The following is a 21,439-nucleotide window of genomic DNA, read 5'->3' as shown; positions in this document are numbered from 1 at the left end:
AAACCGGAAGGCCCCGGGACGGAAATCGAAAAAAAGGCCGCCCCCATCTTATTATGGGAACCGGATATATACCGGAACACAGAAAGGTTTCTTTTTTTATGGAGAAGAATCCGGATGCCGACATAGACAAAGTCCAGCGGCTTATCACCTTATATGTGGAGGAGGCTGAAATTGAAGGAGTAAATCCTGATGTGGCTTTTATCCAGATGTGCCTGGAAACCGGATTTCTCCGGTTCGGCGGACTGGTAACGCCCGATATGAATAATTTTTGCGGACTCGGATCAATCGGTCCCGGACAAAAGGGAAATATTTTTCCCGATGAGCGGACCGGCGTCCGGGCTCATATCCAGCATTTGAAGGCCTATGCTTCACCTGAACCTCTGGTAGGGGATTTGGTTGACCCAAGGTATAAATGGGTTAACCCAAAAGGGAAATCACCTGAAATACACGGCCTCGCAGGAACCTGGGCCGCTGATCCTGAATACGGAGAAAAACTTAAAAAGCTCCTTGATCATTTATACGGCTAGAATCTTCTTCCGCAATTTTCCGTTTTTCAGCCTATTATGGTACCAGTAAAGGGCTTTTTGTCCAGAATAGCGCGCAGGTTATCAATGTCCCGTCCCGCGGCGCAGATAACCTGTATTCCCGCCTTTTCAGCGTGAAGACTGGCTATCGGATCAAAAGGAACATTCTTACCCGGGACCCACTCATCTCCGACCATTTTCCGGAAGTCGGCCCAGCAAATTGTATCAATAGGCTTTGCCTCCCGATTAACTCTGGGATCTTCCGTGTAGACTTTGGCAATATTTGATAGATTAATTACAGTATCGGCCGAAAAACGTTCGGCAAGCAGAACCGCGTCATTATCGGTTGAAAATCCCGGTTTCCACCCGGCCGCGACAAGAATATGTCCGGTAAATACTTCCACTGATGTCGGGTCATAAACTACTTCTGACGGACAAATATCGGCAAAAAGGGCTTTCATTAATTGGGCATTCAGCCGGGTCGCCATAATCCCAATCCAGTCCGCCTGATCATTTCCCGCATCCGGGTTAACGGTTTTTAACGCTTTTTGATATGTCCTCGCCGGGCCGCCGCCTCCAACAACAAGAATCAGCTTCCGCGAATTATCTTCCGATATCCAGGCGCGTATCAGCGAAACAAAGGAAGACAGAAATTCGGTATCCGGATTATCCGGCGCGACTATAGATCCCCCAGGGAAATAACCATAACCATATAAGGCTCCATTTTATGTGATATATGAACCAATTTCAAAACTAACCGAGTTTTGAAATTGGTTCTCTGGAAAGCATGTTTTACGCGCTTTCTGCACTTACATATAGGGAAGCGATTTCAAAATCTGACATTTTGAAATCGCCTCAGATAACTTATACCCTAAATTATGAATTATGTCAGGAAGGAGAACGCTATTTTTGCGTCAAAACCGGAATTCGCCGGTCTTTAATAAAAACCGACAACGCCCGGATTGGTCCAGAATGAAGTATAGCCGCTTATTTTGCCTATTGATTCTTCCCACACAGACTGGAACGCAAAGGCCCGGGGCCTGTAAACGATTTTGCTGTTAGGAGTCATCGGTTTCTGGTCAGTCCAGCCCCTTGAAAAAGCTATATGATTTACATCAATATTTCCGAAATGCCGGTTTTTTTCAGCATTTACAGAGAAGGGGATCCCGATTTCAAGCGCGGGGTCGACCGGAAACCATCCGAAATTCTCAATATAAAATTCAGCCCAGTAATGTGTGACCGGATTCAGTTTCTGGTCGATAAGAATTCCTGCCGCCGGTATTGAGGGAATCCCCGACGCGCGGGCGAGCGCACAGAATAAAACAGCCAGATCATATGCGTCTCCGCTCTGTGTATTCAGAGCCTCGGTAACCGGACGGTCAGGACTGGCCGGCGGATTGTATGAAAAATTTCCGGTCAGCCATGAATAAATCATGTTTGCTTTCCGGTAAGGGTTCTGTTCCCTTCCGGTAATGGAAGCGGCCATTTTTTTTATTTCCTCATTATCGGAAGGAACAATGGGGTCGGCGGCCGTATACAGCAGATAAAAAGGATCTTCTTTGTCCGAGTAAGTCCTGACACGGGCCGGATTAATTTCGGTTTCTATGCCATAATTTGTCAGAATAAAGGAATTGGAAATTCTCTCGTTTTTTCCTGTTCTCAGATTTTCAAGCTTTACAAGAATTGTCCCCCGGTGATTTTCCATATACGGATCAGGGGATGACTCGGTTATGCGGATTCCTCGCTGGGAAGCGCTTACAGCGGGCCTCGGGACACGCAGAAAAAGCGTGTTTCCGTTTTCGGCTTCCAGATTGGTGATATCTATCTGCAGGGACAAAACATAGGTTCTCCGGTCCGTGTACTTTTTTGTACCCGGCATGTTGATCAATTCTATCTGCGCCGGATTACTCAGTCCCCGTTCTGTCTGGATATACACATTTCCTGTGGCCGCGCCGTCCGGAACCCTCACACGGATTTCCTGGTCACTCCAGTATTCATAATCGGATTCCTGCTCATAACCGGCAGCAATCATTTGCTCAGGCTGAAAACTGTAATTCAGCGGATCATTTTCCCAGGTGAAGAACACCTGGGCCCCGCTGCGGGACACCCCGAAATTCTTACCGGTGATTATTAAACGTTTTCCTATTGAGGTTCTTGCGGAGTCAAACTGGGAAATAACGGGCAGGCCTATGTCTGAAGCGGTTTGAATAATAACAGGGATGTTTTTTTTATTTGCCAGCATCTGGGGATTGCTTTTTCCGTACCTGCTGCATACATACAGCAGCCCTTCATCGGCAAGGGGCGGCAATTTAAACATGATAGTGGAATCGGACCATTTTATAACAGTTGAATTCGACAGCCGGTTCCCGCCCAGTTCTATCCAGGAATCCCCCTGTTCGTCGCCGAAGTCCCTTCCCCGGAGAATAACTATTTCTTCCGGTTCCGCAACCGCAGGGGATATGGACTCAATAACAGGATCCCGTTTCAGTAAAAAGGTAATACCTGCGATGCATGCAATGAACAGAAGAAACAGGACAGGCAGGATCAGAAACCTGAATAACGCAGAACGCTGGAAGAGACCGGTAAAAAAATTTTGTTTCATTATTTATAATAGTTCACGAAACGCTGTGAAGCTTCCTTTCTGGAAAAAAGCTGCTCCCCCGTATTGCTGAAACGGGTAATATCAGGAAGGCTGATTATAATAATTTCAGCGTTGGAAAACATAGTTTTGTCGGTGGCAAAATTTTTGCCGTAGTCAACAACAGTAAAAATCTGTCCGCCTTCCGGCTGACGCGTATTGGAAACTGTTCTTTCCGGCATATCGGGACTGTAAATGACCGGCAGGCTTGTATTTACCATATGCTGGTTTGACATATTCTGCTGGAGGGCTGATAAAATAGCATTAAACTGCCTTGTCTGCTCCCTGTTTACAGAGCCGGCTGATTGCATTACAAAAATACTGGGAAGAAAAATCGCGGCAAGCAGTATGGCGGCAAACGCGGGCAGCGGGAGCCGGACCGATTTCTGTATCCAGGATGAAGTCTGGGTTTTCTTCTGGTACATGGTTTGCACAATCATTCTGTGCCTTGCGGAAATTTGTGTAAATGAAGATTCCATTATTTCCTGCGAAACTGCCGGCACATCCGAATGCATTACTATATGCAGCTGCCGGTATTTTTCATATCTTTTTTTACAGGCTTCACACGATTCCATATGGCTTGCAAGCCTTTCTTTCCAGGGAGAAGGGATTTCTCCATCCAGATAAGAAGAATAAAGATCAGGATCAGGGCACATAAACATCATCCTCTTCTAATAAACGTGATAATTGCTCGCGGGCACGGAAAACTCTGACCTTAACATTGCCTTCGGTAATTCCTAAAACCCGCCCAATTTCTTTATAGTTCAAATCCCCGTATTCCTTGAGCTGAAGTACAACCCGCAGATTCGGAGGAAGTTTTTCAAGTGCATCCTGGACTCTTTTGATCGAATCCCGTTTCAGGAGGATGGTTTCTCCCGAATCAATCGTCCGCTTGTCTTCCTTTAATACCCGCTCATAGGCCCGCCTTTCACGGGTTTTTCTTTTCGCATAATTGAGCGAGGCATTTTTTACTACACGTATAAGCCAGTATTTCGCGTCATTTACCGACGGAAACTGCATATCCTTTTCCGTCATTTTAATAAGCGCATCATGACTTAAATCCTCAGCGGCTTCTTCATTGCCGGCAATACGGTATGCGATTTTGAACAATATCGGCATCGTTTCCGTGTAAATCGTCCGGAAATCTTTTTCATCCGTCGCCCGGAGCACATCTACTGTTTCAAACACATAATCCCCCGGAATAGTTACAACTCATGATCGTCTCCAGATTGTTCCCGAAGGAGTATCTTCAAGTATAATCCCTTTTTCCCTGAGAAGGTTACGGATTTCATCCGCCCGGGTCCAGTTTTTTGTTTGCTTTGCTTCGGTCCGTTCGGCAACAAGCTCCTCTATAAATGTATTATCTTCATCACTGGCAGCGGCGCTATTCTGCTCCGTGATACTTTTCCGGGCTTCGGTTATCAGATTAAGGCCCAGGACGGTATCCATAAGGGCAATCCCCTGCAGTATATGTTCCGGAGATATGTCCGGGGCGCGCAGCAGGGCCTGCAATTCCGAAAGCGCGCGCGGAGTATTCAAATCCTGTTCGATGTGGCTTTTAAATCGCTCTGCATACACCGAGGCCGGGGTATTCTCAAGGGACGTAAAATCACCGGAGCTGAAATCCGTATTCCCTGCGGACTCAATCAGTTTTTTAATCCGCTGGAGCAGGCTTCGCCGCGAGTTTTTCGCACTGTTCATGGATTCCCAGGAAAAAGCGAGCTGGTTCCGGTAATGTCCACCGAGAAGAAAATATCGGTAATCCAGGGCTTCATACCCCTCATCAATGATTGTCTGAAGGGTAATAAAATTACCGCTCGATTTTGACATTTTTCCCTTTGACATGACAAGAAATTCATTATGGAGCCAGTAATACACCCATTTTTTCCCGGTTGCGCCCTCACTCTGGGCTATTTCATTTGTATGGTGGATCGGGATATGGTCTATTCCACCGGTATGAATGTCAAACTGTTCTCCGAGATAATACATACTCATTGCTGAGCACTCGATGTGCCAGCCGGGATACCCGCGGCCCCAGGGAGAGTCCCAGGTCAGGGCCTGGTTTTCGAATTTACTCTTGGTGAACCACAGTACAAAGTCATAGGGATTTCGTTTATTCTCATCTATTTCTATGCGCGCGCCCGCTTTTAAATCATTCAGATCAAGCCTTGCGAGTTTTCCGTAATCGGGAAATGTGGAAATATCATAATACAGGTTTCCGCCGGCCATGTAGGTATGGCCATTTGCCTCAATCCGCTTTATGAGATCAATCATTTGGGGGATATGTTCGGTTGCCTTACACACTACTGATGGCCTGATTATATTCAGCTGTTCCGTGTCTCTGAAAAAGGCGTCTGTATAATACTCGGCGATTTCAAGAACCGACTTTCCGCGTTCTTCCGCCGTTTTGACCATTTTATCTTCACCGTCATCCGCGTCGTCCGCCAGATGCCCGATATCGGTGATATTCATTACATGGGCCACATCATAGCCGAGAAAACGGAGCGCACGTGTAAGCGTATCCTGAAAAACATAGGCGCGAAGGTTCCCTATATGGGCGTAATTATATACCGTGGGCCCGCAGCCATAAAAACCGACTTTTCCGGAATCCAGAGGCTGGAACTGTTCAATAGATCTGCTCATGGTATTGTATAGTTCCAAAGCCATTATTTCCTCCGCCTTTTCCGGGACAATCTTCCCTTTTGCAACAATTGTTTTTCCTATATAATTAACATTGAATATGAATAATGTACGTAAATTACTGGAAAATAGCAATATCACAAAAGACCATCCTCTGATCCGCGGGCTGCTCGGACAGCGAAAACTGCTGTTTGATGAACCCATGTCCGCTCATACGTCATTTCGTACCGGAGGGCCTGCGGATGTTTATATTGAGCCTGAAAACCGTGAAATTCTTATTGAACTCATTACTTTTTTCATGCAAAACGGAATACCGGTATCGATTGTCGGCGGCGGCTCGAACCTTCTTGTTTCTGATACGGGTATCCGGGGGGCGGTACTATCTCCGGTAAAACTGGACCGGATTACTTTTTCGGATACCGGGGACCCGGATAAGCCTGTTCTGGTTACCGCCGAAGCCGGCTGTGAAATGAATACCCTGACCCAATGGTGTGCGGAACACGGACTTTCGGGGCTGGAAAGCTTTGCCGGACTGCCGGGTACTGTCGGCGGCGCCGCCTATATGAATGCCCGGTGCTACGCCTGTTCAATATCGGATGTTTTTTTTGAAGCTGAAATAGTTGGTTTTCGCGAAGAAAGGTGTATAATTGAAAAGAGACAGTATATTCCTTCCGAATGGGAGTATAAAAGATCGCCCTTTCAGAAAGAGTACGGAGAAAAACCTTTACTGCTGTATGGCGGTACGCCGGTAATACTTTCCGTAACTTTCAGGCTTTTTCCCGGTTTACCTGAACATATCACTCAGGAAATGAATGAACATATCAGGGACAGAGAAGAAAAAGGGCATTTCCGGTATCCTTCTGCGGGCAGCGCCTTTAAAAACAACAGGGAGTACGGGAAACCGTCGGGGAAAATTATTGATGAAACAGGCCTGTGCGGGCTGCGGATAGGCGATGCGCAGGTGTCCCCCTGGCACGGGAATTTTATTATAAATACGGGTAATGCGCGGGCATCGGAAGTGTATGCGCTTATCAAAAAGATAAAAGAACAGGTATATGACCGGACAGGCTTTGTGCTTGAACCTGAAATAATTATTGCCGGTGAATGGGAAAATATTGAAGAGGAGTGATATAGTCAAATAAATTATTTGGCTGCTCCCGATCCTGAGTATTTCTGAAGTAAAGAATTAACTGATTCTTTATTTCAGAAACATAAATTAAAGGAGTATAGTATGAAAAAACAGGTTTTTACCGGAATCCTGCTGATTTTTGGGTGCATTGCGGTTCTCTCCGCACAGGTAGTCGGACAAATCGACTATATGGAAGGCCGCGCCTCTCTTATCCGTAATGGCGAAGAGGTAAAAAATATCGGTATTGGCACGTCAATAGAAAATCTTGACCAGATTACCACTCAATCCGATGGCCTGATATCTATTGCCTTTAACAGGGACTCGGGACTCACCGGAAACATCCAGATTGTTCCCAAAACAACTGCGATTATACGGCAGGACAACCTGTCCGGAGGGGCCTCGAATGAAGTCCAGCTTATGACGGGCGCCGTCAACCTCAAGGTAAAAAGACTTGCGGGGGTTAATTCGGGCGCGCAGGTCCGGACTTCTTCTTCTGTTCTTGGCGTCCGGGGTACTGAATTTTCCGCGGCCAGTTTTAACGGAGCGTCAATTGTTGCCTGTAAGGAAGGCGAGGTCTTCTGTACCACGACCGACTCCAAAGCAAATGGTCTTTCCTCAGTTCCGGGCGTAATGGTGGAAATATCGAATTCGGGAACCCTCCGGGCAGTTGATTTTCCCGAAGGCGACTTTGACACAAACTGGGGGGAAGTATATGGCAAATGGCAGGAATTCAATATTGAATTGTTTGTCAGCGATTCCGTGGGTTTTATTAATCAGCTGATGCCCTCCTGGAAACGCTATTCTTCTGAATTTACCAAGGATGTCGCGAAACTGCGTTCAAACAGCACAATGAAAAAATGGATAACCGCTGCAAAAACAGGGGCCTCGATCGGTACCCGGGCGGACTGGGCCCGCGAAAAACCCTCTGTTACGCGGGAACTTGTCAGCATCCGTCCGAATGCCGTCCTTACAATGATACATTTTTACCGCCTGCAGGAAGTTATTCCCCTTATTCCGAAATCGGAAATGAACCGGAAATTATCTGACGGCCAGACCGTCCAGGCTTTTGTAACACAGTTTAATAAGGACCTGAAAAAAATGGCCGAGGATATGGCCTTCTATAATGCGGCTGAAAAACAGTATATGCTCAGAAATGACGGTATTTCCCCGTTTGCGGATTTTTAGATATTTTGTAATTGACATTATAGGAACTCAAATTTATACTGAAGTTTCGGGTGGTAGTATTTGTTACAATTATCATATGTAAATTTTAGAAGAGGTTCCTATATTCTCGTTGAAGGCAAGGCCGAATCAGACCGCTTTTATATTATACAGGGCGGTCAGGTTCAGATTACCCGGGAAACCCAGGTTGTAGCCGAACAGGATGGAAATATCCTCGGCCCGGGCGACTTTATCGGGGTAGTCTCCAGTATGTCCAGCCACAGCCAGATTGAAACGGCAATAGCGCTTACCGATGTAACACTCATATCTGTCCGCAAAGACCAGTATCCTGAACTTATCGAAAAAAATACTCCGGTAGCCATGAAGATAATTCTTTCATTTTCAAAAAAATGCGCTACCTTGACGAGGCCCTCACCCGGATAACCCTGAAAAAAAATGTGGAAGCGGATATTTCCCAGCTCTACAATATCGGCGAGTATTATGCAAAAATGGGAAAATACAATCTTGCCCTGTATGCCTACTATCATTATCTGAAGAATGCTCCGAACGGTCCCTATGCCGGGGCTGCCCGGGAGCGGTTTCTGGCAATAAAATCAACGGGATTGAGCATTAATCCGACCCTTTTTGAACCGAAGACAGGCGATATGTCCCGGGTTTATCCCGTGGAATCCATGGTTTTCTGTGAATGCCAGCCCGGCGCCGAACTCTATATTATTCAGAAAGGGCAGGTGAAAATAACCAAAATTGTCGATAACAATGAGGTACTCCTCGCTGTTCTGAAAAATGGCGATATGTTCGGTGAAATGGCCCTTCTTGAAAACAAACCGCGTTCAGCCAGCGCCATAGCGATGGAAGGAACCCAGCTGCTGGCAGTAAACAGACAGAACTTCAACCTTATGGTTTCAAGACAGCCCCAGCTTATTGCCCGCCTCACCACAACCCTGGCCGACCGTATCTGGCTTATGTATAAACAGCTTGCAAATACCCGGATAAATGATCCTGTGGCCAGAATGTGTGATATGCTTACCATTCAGCTTGAAAAACTCCGTGTTTCAATGGATGTGCCGAAATCCTACCAGTTTGATTTCGGTCCTGTTGAACTTGCGAATATGTGCGGAATTCAAAAAGAAGAGGTGAGCGGTATTATTCAGGATTTCCTGAAAGAACCCATTATCCGTCTTGAAAATGAAAAAATCTGTGTGACTGATCTTGTTGAACTTAAAAAAGTTTCTTCCTACCGGAAAAAACTGGTCCAGATGGAATATGCCCGCAGTACCCGGAGTACCGCCCGGCCCTGGTAATATCTCCGGAAAACCGAAAATATACACCTTTAATGTAAGTTTCTGATATAAACAATAGGCTAATTCTGTATATCAGAAACACTTATAACCGGAAATAGTCAAATAATTTAAATTATTTGACTATAATCCTCATTTAGGCTGAATAAATTTCTTTTTTTTCCGAAAATCATAATATGAAAACCGGAAAACTGCGTTTTTTTTTAGGTGTATGCTCTTTTCTTTTTGGCATTTTCACTCTGGCGGCCCAGACTGAAGGGCAGGGAGCCGAAATTTCAGATACATACCGCCGAATCAGACTCGGAATGGATATTGAAGCGGTCAAAAAACAGCTGCTGGCTGACGGTATATTCGGCTACCGGGGAGACCGTGACGTGTCCCTTCTTCCGGCGCCAAACAAGGCTCTCATTGAAACCGCGGGCGCTTCATTTATAGAACGCTCCTGGTTCCAGTTTCATGACGGAAATCTGTATATAATGACTTTTAAACTGAATCCGGAAAGAATTGACTATTATTCGGTTTTTTCCGCACTCCTTGAAAAATACGGGGAACCGGCAATCCTGAATCCCCTGAAAGCAGTCTGGAATGATGAAAGGGTAACGCTTTCGCTTGAGCGTCCTCTGACGGTCAAATATGTTGACGCGCAGATGTTCGGCGAACTGATGGAAGCAAGCGGTACGGAACAGGCCGCGTCCGACATGCTGCGGGAAATGTTTATCAGCGAGTTTTAATCATGAAAATAAAAATCAATACGGCAGCAGGATTCTGTGTCGGCGTTATGCTGATTGTTTCAGCCTGCTCGGGAATGTCAGCGATGGAAAAAATTCCGATAGAAATCCGTACTTCCGGGGAAAGTCTTGTCCGGTTAACGGTAGAGGCGGCGCGGACCCCGCAGGAGCAGGAAAAGGGCTATATGGGCAGGAAAAACATTCCTGACGGAACGGGCATGATATTTGTTAATACACAGGACAGAAGACTGCATTTCTGGATGAAGGATACGCCCCATCCGCTTTCAATAGCCTATATTGATTCCCGCGGAATAATCAGGGAAATTCATGAACTGACGCCGTATAGTACCAAGACTGTTTCAAGCACGGGTTCCATGCGGTATGCGCTGGAAGTCCCTGCGGGCTGGTTTTCCCGCGCCGGTATTACTGTAGGGGACAGCCTTACTCAGGCCTCACTGGATGCCATACTGAAGACAAAAAACTGAAGCGTTATTCGAGGCGGGGTTTAATACCAGAGACCAATTCCACGGGGGCGAAAAATACTCCAGACCGAAGGTCTGCCCTGCTCTGGGGAGTATTTTACTTTTCCGTTATCTGATCAAGCATTTCCCGGGCAATATAGTCATTCGGGTCAATTTCCAGAACTGTTCTGAAAAAACCAGCGGCCTCTTCCGGGTTTCCCTGCTTGAGCGCCACCAGGCCGAGGTTCGAAATTATTTTTGTATTTTCAGGTTCCTGTTCCAGCGCTGAAATAAGCCATTTCCTGCTTTCGTCTGTTTCGCCCAGTTCCATAAGGCAGATGGACAGTTCATTGCATATATCGGTATAAGCCGATTCGATACCGGAACCGGCGAGTTTTCCAAGTTCCAGCGCCTGAATAAAGGCGGCGCGCGCATCTTCCCAGCGTTTGAGCCTTCGTAACGCCCAGCCGAGTAAAAACCAGGCGTTCCATACCTTGGGATGGTGTTCCAGAAATAATCTGATTTGTTCCAGCGCTCTTTCTTCCTGGCCCATATTGATAAAATCATACGCCGATTTAAAAAGATCATCATCGAGTTCGCTTGAGGATATACTGTTTATTATCTGAAGAGCCCTGTCTTTTCTTGCCTGGACCTGCTCGGTCTCGGCCGTTTCAGTTTTCATATATGTTTCAAGCAAATGTCTGGCTTTTTTGAAATTTTTCTGTTTAAGGTAAAACAATCCTGCATGGAAAAAGGCCTCCGGCATCGGCTGTTCTGCGGCAATGGCTGTCCGGTAAAATTCCACCGCGTTTTCACAAAAGAGATCAGCCTCATCGTCCAGTCCGGATCGGCGCATGTTGTCCGATCTTTCATCATTCAGCAGGGCAAGGTTCAGCACTGTTTGCATATCCTGGGGGTCTAGCCCGTTCAGCGCGAGAAAAATCTCTTCGGCCAGGTTAAAGTCGCCGTTTTTTATCTTCATTACGGCAACTTCGGTCATTTCGTCCCGCACAGAAGGGTATACTGCCCTGATTATCGAACGGTAATACTCAAGATGAGGATTGTCCCTGTCATAGGCAAAAACAGTCAGAATTCCCGCTAGAATCATTTCATTTGAAAGTCCGCTCAGTTCTATTTTTTCATCCGGGGCGGAAAGCTGTACCGGCAGCGGTATTGAAGGATCAAATTCGGGAAAAACATCCGAAAAACTATGGTTTTCCGTGATGGTTATAAAAACAAGTGAATCAAACGGATGGGCCATGAATACTCCCGCAGCAGTGTAAAGATTTTTTTTTAATTGTCAGTTTCCGACTTTTGTGAGTCATCCTCATTCGGCGTGCGCTGGATTTGAATGCGCCTCTGCTGGGTCAGATAGGTGTTGATATGCATCTTATACAGCATAGGTACCGTTTTTTCCTCATATGCAATGGAAAGCGCGACAATGTTTTTCCCGCTTTCTATTTCCTCGGCGCGGACTATTTTTCCGAGAAGCTTTATTGCCGCCCGTGAGTCATCAAAGTCGATTTTGAGGATACTTGGCTGGTTAAGCAAAAATGAAGAATCGCCTGCCATCAGGATTTTTGCTCCTGAAAATGATACGTCCCTGAGAATGCACCGGTACGGAGTTTCCTGGACAAAAAGAATACATTCCTTGCGGATAATGCCCAGTTTCTGCATGCTTTCCGTATTAATCGTAATGCGTTCTTCCTTCCGCTTCGCGAAATTTACATTTGCTTCAAGCAGGGAGCCGAGTCTCTCTATGAGGTCGTCCGGCGCCCGCTGGGTATACTGGATGCTTATAAGAATCAGATCAGGAGAATCCGCATACTGGTTCATTCCCAGAACCTTTGCCGAAACAAAGAACGTAAGGGCTTCTTTCTTTTCCTGGCTGAGAAATGCGAAACGGAGGCTTACGGAGTTATTTCCCTGGTTTATTTTTGCGTATAATCCGCTTTTTATTCCGGCAATGACTTTTGCGCCTACAAGTGAGGCTGAATTAATTACGCAGGGCCACTGGCCGTCGCGGGTTTTAATATATACCTGCTGCGGAATCAAATCTATCGCATTTATTACTTCTTTTGTAAAAGTAACATCGATGTTCTGATATAAGTCATAATACCGGGCCAGCCGCTGACTTGTTACATAATCCATAGACTTTAATATAGAGGGGTTCTTTTAAAAGGTCAACTGAACAATTTAATTATATAATAAAACCCAGTTATAAAACCGGGCTTTACAACAACTATTCAAACTAAAACGCGTATTAAAACCCTTTCGAGTCCTTTGTTTTCCGTGTTTTTTTCATGAGTTTCCGGCGGAGCGCTTTGTTTTTCCGGTTAAGAATGGTCGACGGCTTTTCATAGTATTCGCGTTTTTTCCATTCGCGGATAATTCCTTCTTTTTCAACCATGCGTTTGAAGCGTTTGATAGCTTTTTCAAGATTTTCGGAATCGTCTATTACAATATGTGCCACTGAATCACCCCTTCCGGTATCACCGTCAGACTTGAAACTAGATTTTATGCTGAAAAAGAGTTCGTTGTCAATATAAAGGCCCCTGAAACTGCATAAAATAAACTCTCCTCCGCGGATATAACAACAGTTTTGGATAAAAGACGGAATATTCAGTCCGCCTCATACAGGACCGTTCCGACAAAAAAGTCGGGCGAAACGGCGGCCCCGTTAACTCTGAATTCCCAGTGCAGATGCGGTCCGGTTGATAATCCCGTATTCCCTGATTTTCCGATAAGGGTTCCTGCCCGGACATATTCCCCGACATCCGCCGCCAGCGTATCCAGATGGTAATACAGGGAAAAGACCCCCGGGAGATGTTCAATAACAATAGTCCAGCCGGTTGATATTCTGTTTTCCGCCATAACGATAATTCCGTCGCCGGAGGCGAAAACAGGGGTCCCGATGGGAACACCGAAATCGACTCCGTAATGGGTGCTGGTATCCGTCCTGCCGGTGTTATACCGGTATATGCGCCGTTCAGCAAACTGGGACGTCCGGCGTATTGACGAAAGCGGAAGAATATAGGGTCCCGCGAACCTCGGCGCGTCATTATTCTGTGAAAACAGAATGGCGTTGAGTCTTTTTATCTGGTCGTCCCTCTCGGGCGAGGTATCGGTTCTTATTGCGGTATTTCTGCTGTTCAGATAGAGTTCTTCGGTAATAAATTCTTTTTCCAGCACTGTAAAGGGAGTTGTCGATTTTATGACTGTATTGCCGGTTTCGGCTTCGGACTGCAGAATATAGTTGCCGGGTTCAAGAAAAGTCGAAAGAGGCAAAAACGCAATCTGTGTATATTTTTTTTCTGCGTTTACCGGCGCGGAATGTATTTCTTTCTGTTTTCGTGGCGGCTGTTCGCTTTCCGGTTCTGTTCCGGCTTTTTCAGGAAAGGGAAGCCCTTCGCTTTTTTTTACACCGTTAAGGTCAAGGATGGATGCCTGCGCGGCTGCAATAGGGTATTCCGATATAAACAATACGGTAACCATGTCCCCCGGGGCGCAGGCGGCCGGTGCTGTAATAGTCCAGTTATTTTCATGCTTCGCGGGATCAGGCCGTCCGGCGCCGAAGACAAGCTGGTATTCCCTCTGTTCCCTTTTTCCGGAGGCAAAGACTCCGGAGAAAAAAGACAGCACGGTGAGAATTCCGCATGCAGCGGCCAGTTTCCGTCTGTTCATTCCCCGGCTCTCCGCAGGTCACGCAAAATCATTTGAGGTGTTTCCATGCCATTAAATATGTTCCTCGTAACCTGAAATACCGCGTCTGCGGAGTCGCCGACGGAAAAATCCCTGTTAAGTCTTTGCGCTTCCTGCCAGTACATGGCGGGCCATTTATATGTACCGCAGTCAAGTGTAAGTTTAAGATGCTGCTTTTCCGTTTTTCCCACAATATCCGCGGATATTATTTTCAGATTTTTTGCCATAAGCTCGATCTGGGCATTGCCTTCGCCGTAGGGTTCAAAACGGTCTACCAAATCGAGAAGGGCGGGCGAAAGAAAGGTATGGGGGATTTCGGCATCAATAATTATTTCCTGTTCATCCGCCGTGTCGGGAAATTCGATTGACGCTGAAATATTTTCAATTCTCGCATAGAATTCATCAAGATGTTTGCGGCAAAAGCTGAAACCGGCCGCAAAGGTATGCCCGCCGTGGTCAATAAAAAGGTCCGAGCAGTGAGCAAGGACTGTTTCGAGGCGGACGCCTCTGGCCGAACGCATGGAACCTACAATGGTGTCGTCTTCCAGAAAGCAGATAACAATGGCCGGTACCTTAAAGCAGTTTGCCAGACGGTTTGCCATAATTCCCGTAATGCCCCGGTGGATTTCCGTACTTGCAACAAGGACCAGGTTTGAGTGGAGTTTTTCCAGACTTTCCCGGGCAAGGGGTTCGGCAATAATCCAGCCGTCATTCCCGAGCTGTTTGCGTTCGGTATTCATTGTTATTATCTGCTCCGATAAGGCGTTTCGTTCGTTTTTGTCCTGCGAGATCAGGAGCTGCACCGCTGTTTCCGGTTTACCCATCCGCCCGGTTGCGTTTATCGCCGGCGATATTTGCCATGCGATTTCCGTTGTACTTATTTTTTTCCGATAAGGTTTTGCCTGGCAAGCAGCTCGGCAAGCCCGGGCCTCGGACTGGTATTAATGGCTGCCAGTCCCTGCCTGACAAGGATGCGGTTTTCATTTTTCAGGGGCATTAAATCGGCCAGAGTTCCGATTGCAACAAGCTGCAGTTCTTCAGTTTCGCGTTTCGCGAACAGTGAATTTTTCTTTTGGAGGAAAGTGATAAAAATGTTGAAAAATCCGTCAAGTTCTCCTGCCGGGGCATCCTGATACCGTGCGATCCGGGACAAATCTTTCAATTTCAGGAGGCTCATTCCGCGGACGGCGGGGATTATTTTTCCTACCTCTTCCGAAATATCAAAAAAATTAAATTCGACGCCTTTTCCGAATATCTTTTCCAGCTGCTTGGTCTGCATAGGCGCATCCCAGACAAATATCTGCTGGCCCTGTAAAAAGGGGATCAGCCTTGTCTGTTCAATGGAAATCATTCCGGGTACTATGGTTTCGGTAATTCTTCCCGTTTCTATCATGTTAACGGTTTTTATTGCTTCGATAATATAGGCTTCATTTGCGGGCCGTACATTCAGGAGACAGATTTCCTGCTTATACAGTTCTTTCATTCCGAAACGGAGCGCGCTGATACATTTCCATACAACAGCGCAGCCCGCGAGATCCCGAAACGGGTAGCCCGAACCCTCTACTTTCGGGTTAATTATGCTGACGGCAGCGGGGAGTGTATCCTGCGCGTTGTGGTGGTCGAGTACAATTACATCTATATTCAATTCGTTGGCGTGGGCGATTTCTTCAATACAGGAGATGCCGCAGTCAACAGTAATAATCAGGGTTCCGTAATTTTTCGCGTGTTCATCAACCGCAGCAATGCTTAATCCGTAGGATTCATTCCCTGAGGGCACTTTCCAGGTAACATCCATCCCTATATCCGTGAGGGCCTGGAAAAGCAGGGTCGTTGAGGTAATCCCATCCACATCGCGGTCGCCAAAAATAAGGACCTTTTCACCTTCTTCTTTTGCCGTCAGAATTCTGTCTACAGTATCTTCCATCGCGCTGAACAGAAAGGGATTATGCAGATATCTGAGATCATCTTCCAGATAAAAAAGGATATCGGGACCTTCAATTACACCTCTCCGGATTAAAATTGAAGCGGTAAGCGCGTCGCAGCCGTAACGGCCGGTTATTTCTTTTACAAGTTCTCGGCTTATATTTTTTTTATTCCATATCATAATGCGGTTATTTCCTTGATAATGAGCGGTGTTTTCTCAGGTTGCCTGTCCGAACAGGTAAGGGCCTGTTCAATCAGGACCGCCGCGGGTTCCAGACTTTCTTCATTTTTTCCGAATATGTCGAAAATAATGTCCCCTTTTTTTATGCTGTCCCCTTTATGAAAATGTATGATAATACCGGCGTCCGGATCAACAGATTCATCCGTACGGTTCCGGCCGACGCCAAGATGTACGCCGGCCAGTCCCAGCTTATATGCATCAATTCCTGCTATAAATCCGTCCTGTGAGGAAGTTAATACATGATGATAGCTGCTTCTGCGGGTGTTTTTGTCCGCAAGCAGTTTTTCTGTATCGCCGCCCTGAAGCTGTACGTTTTCCATAAACAATTCCATTGCCCGGCCTGAGGCGACAGCTTTCTCCGCCAGTATTTTGCCTTCATCAACAGTTTCTGTTATCCCGCCGAGAACAGCCATCCATCCCGCGAAGGTATAGGTCAGTTCCGTGACATCGGAAGGGCCTTTCCCGGCAAGCACATCCATGGATTCTTCAATTTCAAGAAAATTGCCTACCGTATTCCCGAGCGGCTCATTCATGTCGGTAATAAGGGCCACAATTTTTTTCCCCATGGCGTGTCCTGTCCCGGCAAGACTTTGCGCAAGACGTTCGGCATCTTCCTGTGATTTCATAAAAGCTCCCGAGCCGTATTTTACGTCGAAAACCAGGGCCTCAGCGCCCTCAGCAACTTTTTTTGACAAAATGCTGGCTGTAATCAGGGGGATGGATTCAACTGTTCCTGTGACATCCCTGAGCGCATAGAGAAGCCTGTCTGCCGGTACTATTTCCTTTGTCTGTCCAGTCATTGCGAAACCTGTTTTTTCGATAATCCTCCGGAAGTCGGATACGGACAGGTCCGTCCTGTATCCGGTGATGGATTCAAGTTTATCCAGAGTTCCCCCTGTATGCCCCAGAGCCCGGCCGCTCATCATTGGGACCTTAAGGCCGCAGGCCGCCGCAATAGGGGCAAGCGGAATGGAAATTTTATCTCCGACCCCGCCTGTTGAATGCTTGTCCACGAAGGGGCCGTACAGACCGGATAGATCTATTGTGCTGCCTGAATTAAGCATAACATCAGTGAGGACGCCTGTTTCTGAAAAACTCATGCCATTGAAATATATAGCCATGAGCAGTGGCGAAATCTGGTAATCCGGTATTTCGCCCTTCACATAACCGTTTATCAGGAATTCTATCTCACTGCGGGTTAATTCTTCTCCATGAGGAAATAAGGGGTTGCCTCTCTTCTTAACAATTATATCAACAGCTCGCATTGAATCAGTCCTCCATTCCACTGGTATAATAAAAACGCAACTGTTTTTCAAACCGGGCAGCTTGAAAAATGCCTTATAGTAAAAGTTATCTTAAACATCCTGAAGAAACTGTCCGGGATTTCCTTTTATAAAATACCCTCTCCTGTTTCCAGGGTTTTCAGCGGTCCGTTAACCATTCTGGAGATCAGGAAAAAAAGAAACAGCCTCAGCTCTGCGTACATTTCAGGACTCATTGTCCGCGTCCGCGCATCCTTTGGGGAGAATGTTCGACCGTAAAAAGATAGCTGCATGAGTCCGGAGAAAGTCTGAAATGCCGGTCTTCCGGACGGGCGCAATTGCTGCACAGACAGCCGTCCTCGTGCGGAAAATAATATAGTACTTCATTTTCTTTGTTTTCTCCACACCGGAGACATTCTTCCATATCTGGTTTTACTCCTGCGGAAACCAGCAGCCGCCACAAAAAACGAAGCAGGGCCCTGCGGCATTCGGCTTCATCAGAAACGGCTACTCCGTCCAGAAAAGAATTAACCAGAACCCAGTCAACTATACCCTGGGAACGGGAAACAATTTCAACCGCCAGCGAGGCGCACCATGAACGTACCAGATTTTCCCGTATACCGGCCCGGTAGGCTGTAACATCAAAATCGGTAATCTTTGTTGAATTTTTCACCGGATTGGAATACAGCCATACTGTTCCTGTATGGAATGGAGAAACCAGCGATCTGAATCTGCTTTTCGCGCCGCCAAAAAGAGCCGCGCGGACCAAACCCTGATCTTTTGTTAATAATATCGCTTCACGGTGTATTTCGCCGAATGAAGAAAGTGACAGTACAAGAGCTTCCGTACTCCATGAACGGTTTGCCATGTGGGTATTGTGATTAATCCTTCCGATCCTGTCAATCAATAACAGTGTCCTCCTTCATCATTCTTTTTCCATAAAGAGCGCCTTTTATAAAGATATTTTCCGGTTTTTTATTGCTATACCGGATATACTGTTTTCCGGTAAGAATGCAATATTTGGCAAATTAGAAAATATTTGTATTGACAAATTGACAAAATTTGACTATATGTAATTTATAGTACAGGAGGTTTACCGATGAAGAATACCATTCCGCTGCTTTTCAAAGACCGTGCGATGGCTTACCCTGAAATAACTGTTCAGGCTTATAAGGATAAAGAAGGGACCTTTCAATACAGGACTTACTGGGCTCTATACGGTGATGTTCTTGACTTTGCGGCCGGACTCAGATCCATGGACGTAGCCAGAGGAGAATATATCGGGCTTATCTCTGATAACCGCAGGGAATGGCTTATTACCGACCTTGCCGTGATGACTCTGGGCTGCGCTGATGTGCCCAGAGGCAGCGATACAATTGAAAAAGAACTGGTTTTTATTCTTTCTTCAACGGAATGTAAAATTGCCTGCATTGAAAACAAACATCAGCTGAAAAAACTTCTCAACAGTGTTACCTCCCTGCCAAAACTTAAAACGTTGATACTCTTTGAAGATGCTGAACCCGAAGATATAGAACTCGCGGGTAAGCAAAATCTGCAATTGCAGTCGTTTTCTTCGGTATTGGCTGCCGGCAAAACACTCCGGCTGGATGCTGACTCCGGAAGCAAAAACGGCGAACTGTATTCGACAAAGGCCCTTGAATCTGAAATGGAAAAGGGCTTGCCGACTGATCTTGCGACTATTATTTTTACCTCAGGCACAACCGGCGAACCAAAGGGTGTTATGCTCACTCAATCAAACTATATCTGGCAGCTTGAACGGACGCCGAAGGTCTTATATGGCGTGCCGGGCGATATGTGGCTAAGCGTTTTGCCGGTCTGGCACAGTTTCGAGCGTCTTATGCAGTATATTATTCTGGAAAGGGCAAGCGGTATGGCTTATTCCCGTCCCATAGCCTCAATTATGCTTCCGGACATCGCGGTAATTTCCCCCCAGATTATTCCCGGTGTTCCCCGTTTATGGGAAGCCGTAGCCGCGGGGGTTTTCCGCTCAATGAAAAAAGAGGGCGGTATAAAGAAAACCCTGTTCACATTTTTTATTTTTATAGGAAAGAAATTCCGGAAAATGAAAGAAAATCTCTGCGGTCAGATTGTCCGGTTTACCCGCGGGAACAGATTCCTGCAGATACTTTCTTCAATTATTCCGTTTTTACTGCTTGCCCCACTGTACGGACTCGGCGATCTGCTTGTGTACCGCAAGATCCGCGCCAAATTCGGAAAGGGATTCCGTACGGGAATTTCCGGCGGCGGAGCGCTCCAGCCTGACATTGATGATTTTTACCGGGCAATCGGTTTGAATCTTCTTGAAGGTTACGGAGTTACGGAAACAGCCCCTCTGTTATCACTGAGAAATGAACGCAAACCCACAACCGGCTGCGTAGGGAAAATGCTCCCCGATACGGAATGCCGTATTGTTGACCCGGACACACTCGCGGCTCTGATTGAAAAAGAACATGAGACAGGCAGTTCGGGAAATTCTGATTCAGTCCGGGGATCATGGGCCGCGCCGGAGCCGCTCCCGACCGGAAAAACAGGCGTTATCATGGTTCGCGGCGGCCAGGTTATGAAGGGATACTTTAAGCGCCCTGACCTTACCAGATGTGCGGTCAGTTCCGACGGCTGGTATAATACGGGTGATATAGGCGTATTATCTATTGACGGAGACTTGAAAATAACCGGCCGGGCAAAAGATACTATTGTCCTCCTGGGCGGTGAGAACATTGAACCTGTCCCGATTGAACAGGCTATCAAGAACTTCCAGCTTGTGGAGAACGTTATTGTACTCGGACAGGATAAAAAATTTCTTGCCGCATTGATTGTTCCGGTAAAGGATATGGTGCTTGCGTATGCGGCTGAGCAGGATATTTTTGTAGATGATTATGCAAATCTGCTTAAGAACCCTGAAATAATCCAGCTTTTCAGAACAGCAATTGACTCACGCATTAACCGGCAAAACGGTTTCCGCCCTTTTGAATTTATTTACCGCTTTGCGCTTCTTCCCGATTCTTTCCGTGTAGGGGAAGAACTTTCCATGAAGCAGGAAATGATGCGCCACAAGATCAATGAAATTTACAAGGATGAAATAGAAGATATTTTTTCTGATGAGTGTTAGTCCCGTCTTCATTAGGAATGACGGGACTTCCGGTTGTAAGTGTTTGTCCGGCAAGGAAGTATAAAAACCTTGCCGGACAAACCTAAATTTATGGAGTATAGCTGAGCGGATTCTTGACCTCGCCTTTTAAACGGGTTATATATTAGTAACATGGTTTTACTAATAACAATTACTGTCTGCGGACTGCTTGCTTTTGCGGCGGCTCTCATTCTCCAGTTTCAGCTTCCCTCCTGGCTTGCACTTTCGGGACTCGGCAGACTGCCCCCGGAAAAAAAAGCAAATATGGACATCCATAAAATCCGCCGCAGATTAAGCATTCTGCTGTATTTTCTCGCCGCCGGTTTTTTAGCCGGGGCGCTGATTGTGTATCTTAAAATTATCAGTTTGAAATTACTGTTTCCCTTCTTTTTCCTTTTTATCCTGATTATTTTTGACTGTATCTGGTTCGTTTACCGGCACTATGACCATAATACCTATGAACAGAAAGTCCGCATAACATCGCGGATTCTCTGCGTAGCGGTCAATGTTTTTTTTCTGCTGCTCTTTTTTCTTTTTCTGAATCAGGTCTGATGCTTCGGCAG

18 protein-coding genes and 2 pseudogenes are annotated in these 21,439 nt (G+C 46.4%); 8 read left to right on the top strand and 12 right to left on the bottom strand.

Annotated elements, in window-relative coordinates; all coding sequences use genetic code 11:
• Positions 1-98: 98 nt before the first annotated feature.
• Complete coding sequence (locus K7I13_RS05165) at positions 99-527, top strand: glucosaminidase domain-containing protein (protein ID WP_439647465.1); 429 nt, start codon at positions 99-101, stop codon at positions 525-527.
• A gap of 26 nt (positions 528-553) precedes the next feature.
• Here K7I13_RS05165 and pyrH read toward each other — a convergent pair whose 3' ends face one another.
• From pyrH to K7I13_RS05140, 5 genes are all read right to left on the bottom strand, one after another.
• Positions 554-1,207 (bottom strand): UMP kinase, encoded by a 654-nt coding sequence (pyrH, locus tag K7I13_RS05160; protein ID WP_439647479.1) that lies wholly within the window; start codon positions 1,205-1,207, stop codon positions 554-556.
• A gap of 254 nt (positions 1,208-1,461) precedes the next feature.
• Complete coding sequence (locus K7I13_RS05155; RefSeq protein WP_255948528.1) at positions 1,462-3,126, bottom strand: transglutaminase domain-containing protein; 1,665 nt, start codon at positions 3,124-3,126, stop codon at positions 1,462-1,464.
• Positions 3,126-3,818 (bottom strand): anti-sigma factor family protein, encoded by a 693-nt coding sequence (locus K7I13_RS05150; RefSeq protein ID WP_255948527.1) that lies wholly within the window; start codon positions 3,816-3,818, stop codon positions 3,126-3,128. The genes K7I13_RS05155 and K7I13_RS05150 overlap by 1 nt, the downstream gene beginning before the upstream one ends.
• Positions 3,808-4,350 carry an RNA polymerase sigma factor gene (locus K7I13_RS05145; RefSeq protein WP_255948526.1) on the bottom strand — a complete coding sequence of 181 codons (543 nt, stop codon included), beginning with the start codon at positions 4,348-4,350 and terminating at the stop codon, positions 3,808-3,810. Before K7I13_RS05145 ends, K7I13_RS05150 begins: the two co-directional genes overlap by 11 nt.
• Positions 4,351-4,374: 24 nt before the next feature.
• Positions 4,375-5,829, bottom strand: a complete 1,455-nt coding sequence (locus K7I13_RS05140; RefSeq protein WP_255948524.1) for a cysteine--tRNA ligase — start codon at positions 5,827-5,829, stop codon at positions 4,375-4,377.
• A 73-nt stretch (positions 5,830-5,902) separates the two neighbouring features.
• Here K7I13_RS05140 and murB point away from each other — a divergent pair, with 73 nt between their 5' ends.
• The 5 genes and pseudogenes from murB to K7I13_RS05115 all read left to right on the top strand — a co-directional run bounded on the left by murB (position 5,903) and on the right by K7I13_RS05115 (position 10,624).
• Positions 5,903-6,931: a UDP-N-acetylmuramate dehydrogenase gene (gene murB / locus K7I13_RS05135; protein ID WP_255948522.1), complete on the top strand. Its 1,029-nt coding sequence runs from the start codon at positions 5,903-5,905 to the stop codon at positions 6,929-6,931.
• Positions 6,932-7,033: 102 nt separating this feature from the next.
• Positions 7,034-8,116: a FecR domain-containing protein gene (locus K7I13_RS05130; RefSeq protein WP_255948520.1), complete on the top strand. Its 1,083-nt coding sequence runs from the start codon at positions 7,034-7,036 to the stop codon at positions 8,114-8,116.
• 60 nt (positions 8,117-8,176) lie between these two features.
• Positions 8,177-9,414: pseudogene (locus K7I13_RS05125) on the top strand (cyclic nucleotide-binding domain-containing protein).
• Between the two features lie 173 nt (positions 9,415-9,587).
• Positions 9,588-10,142: a hypothetical protein gene (locus tag K7I13_RS05120; protein WP_255948518.1), complete on the top strand. Its 555-nt coding sequence runs from the start codon at positions 9,588-9,590 to the stop codon at positions 10,140-10,142.
• Between the two features lie 2 nt (positions 10,143-10,144).
• Positions 10,145-10,624, top strand: coding sequence for a DUF192 domain-containing protein (locus K7I13_RS05115; RefSeq protein WP_255948515.1), 480 nt, complete (start codon positions 10,145-10,147; stop codon positions 10,622-10,624).
• A gap of 94 nt (positions 10,625-10,718) precedes the next feature.
• On the opposite strand, the gene K7I13_RS05110 is transcribed toward K7I13_RS05115, so the two are convergent.
• The 7 genes and pseudogenes from K7I13_RS05110 to recO all read right to left on the bottom strand — a co-directional run bounded on the left by K7I13_RS05110 (position 10,719) and on the right by recO (position 18,635).
• Positions 10,719-11,861, bottom strand: coding sequence for a tetratricopeptide repeat protein (locus K7I13_RS05110; protein WP_255948513.1), 1,143 nt, complete (start codon positions 11,859-11,861; stop codon positions 10,719-10,721).
• Positions 11,862-11,893: 32 nt separating this feature from the next.
• Positions 11,894-12,751 carry a PilZ domain-containing protein gene (locus K7I13_RS05105; protein ID WP_255948510.1) on the bottom strand — a complete coding sequence of 286 codons (858 nt, stop codon included), beginning with the start codon at positions 12,749-12,751 and terminating at the stop codon, positions 11,894-11,896.
• 112 nt (positions 12,752-12,863) lie between these two features.
• Complete coding sequence (gene rpsU / locus K7I13_RS05100) at positions 12,864-13,073, bottom strand: 30S ribosomal protein S21 (RefSeq protein ID WP_255948508.1); 210 nt, start codon at positions 13,071-13,073, stop codon at positions 12,864-12,866.
• A gap of 149 nt (positions 13,074-13,222) precedes the next feature.
• Positions 13,223-14,284, bottom strand: a complete 1,062-nt coding sequence (locus K7I13_RS05095; RefSeq protein ID WP_255948507.1) for a M23 family metallopeptidase — start codon at positions 14,282-14,284, stop codon at positions 13,223-13,225.
• A pseudogene (gene recJ, locus K7I13_RS05090) lies at positions 14,281-16,406 on the bottom strand (single-stranded-DNA-specific exonuclease RecJ). The gene K7I13_RS05095 and the pseudogene recJ overlap by 4 nt, the downstream one beginning before the upstream one ends.
• Positions 16,403-17,731: a thymidine phosphorylase gene (locus K7I13_RS05085; protein WP_255948506.1), complete on the bottom strand. Its 1,329-nt coding sequence runs from the start codon at positions 17,729-17,731 to the stop codon at positions 16,403-16,405. The pseudogene recJ and the gene K7I13_RS05085 overlap by 4 nt, the downstream one beginning before the upstream one ends.
• A gap of 229 nt (positions 17,732-17,960) precedes the next feature.
• Positions 17,961-18,635 carry a DNA repair protein RecO gene (gene recO / locus K7I13_RS05080; protein ID WP_255948505.1) on the bottom strand — a complete coding sequence of 225 codons (675 nt, stop codon included), beginning with the start codon at positions 18,633-18,635 and terminating at the stop codon, positions 17,961-17,963.
• A gap of 192 nt (positions 18,636-18,827) precedes the next feature.
• Here recO and K7I13_RS05075 point away from each other — a divergent pair, with 192 nt between their 5' ends.
• The gene (locus K7I13_RS05075; protein ID WP_255948504.1) at positions 18,828-20,858 is read left to right on the top strand and encodes an AMP-dependent synthetase/ligase; all 2,031 of its coding nucleotides are present in this window, start codon (positions 18,828-18,830) and stop codon (positions 20,856-20,858) included.
• A 150-nt stretch (positions 20,859-21,008) separates the two neighbouring features.
• Entirely contained in the window at positions 21,009-21,428 is a 420-nt protein-coding gene (locus K7I13_RS05070) for a hypothetical protein (protein WP_255948503.1), read from the top strand.
• Positions 21,429-21,439 lie beyond the last annotated feature (11 nt).

Source organism: Brucepastera parasyntrophica, from assembly GCF_022376835.1.
Lineage (GTDB): Bacteria > Spirochaetota > Spirochaetia > Treponematales > Treponemataceae > Brucepastera > Brucepastera parasyntrophica.
Note: the sequence above shows the minus strand (reverse complement) of the source record. Positions and strands in the feature narration are given on the sequence as shown.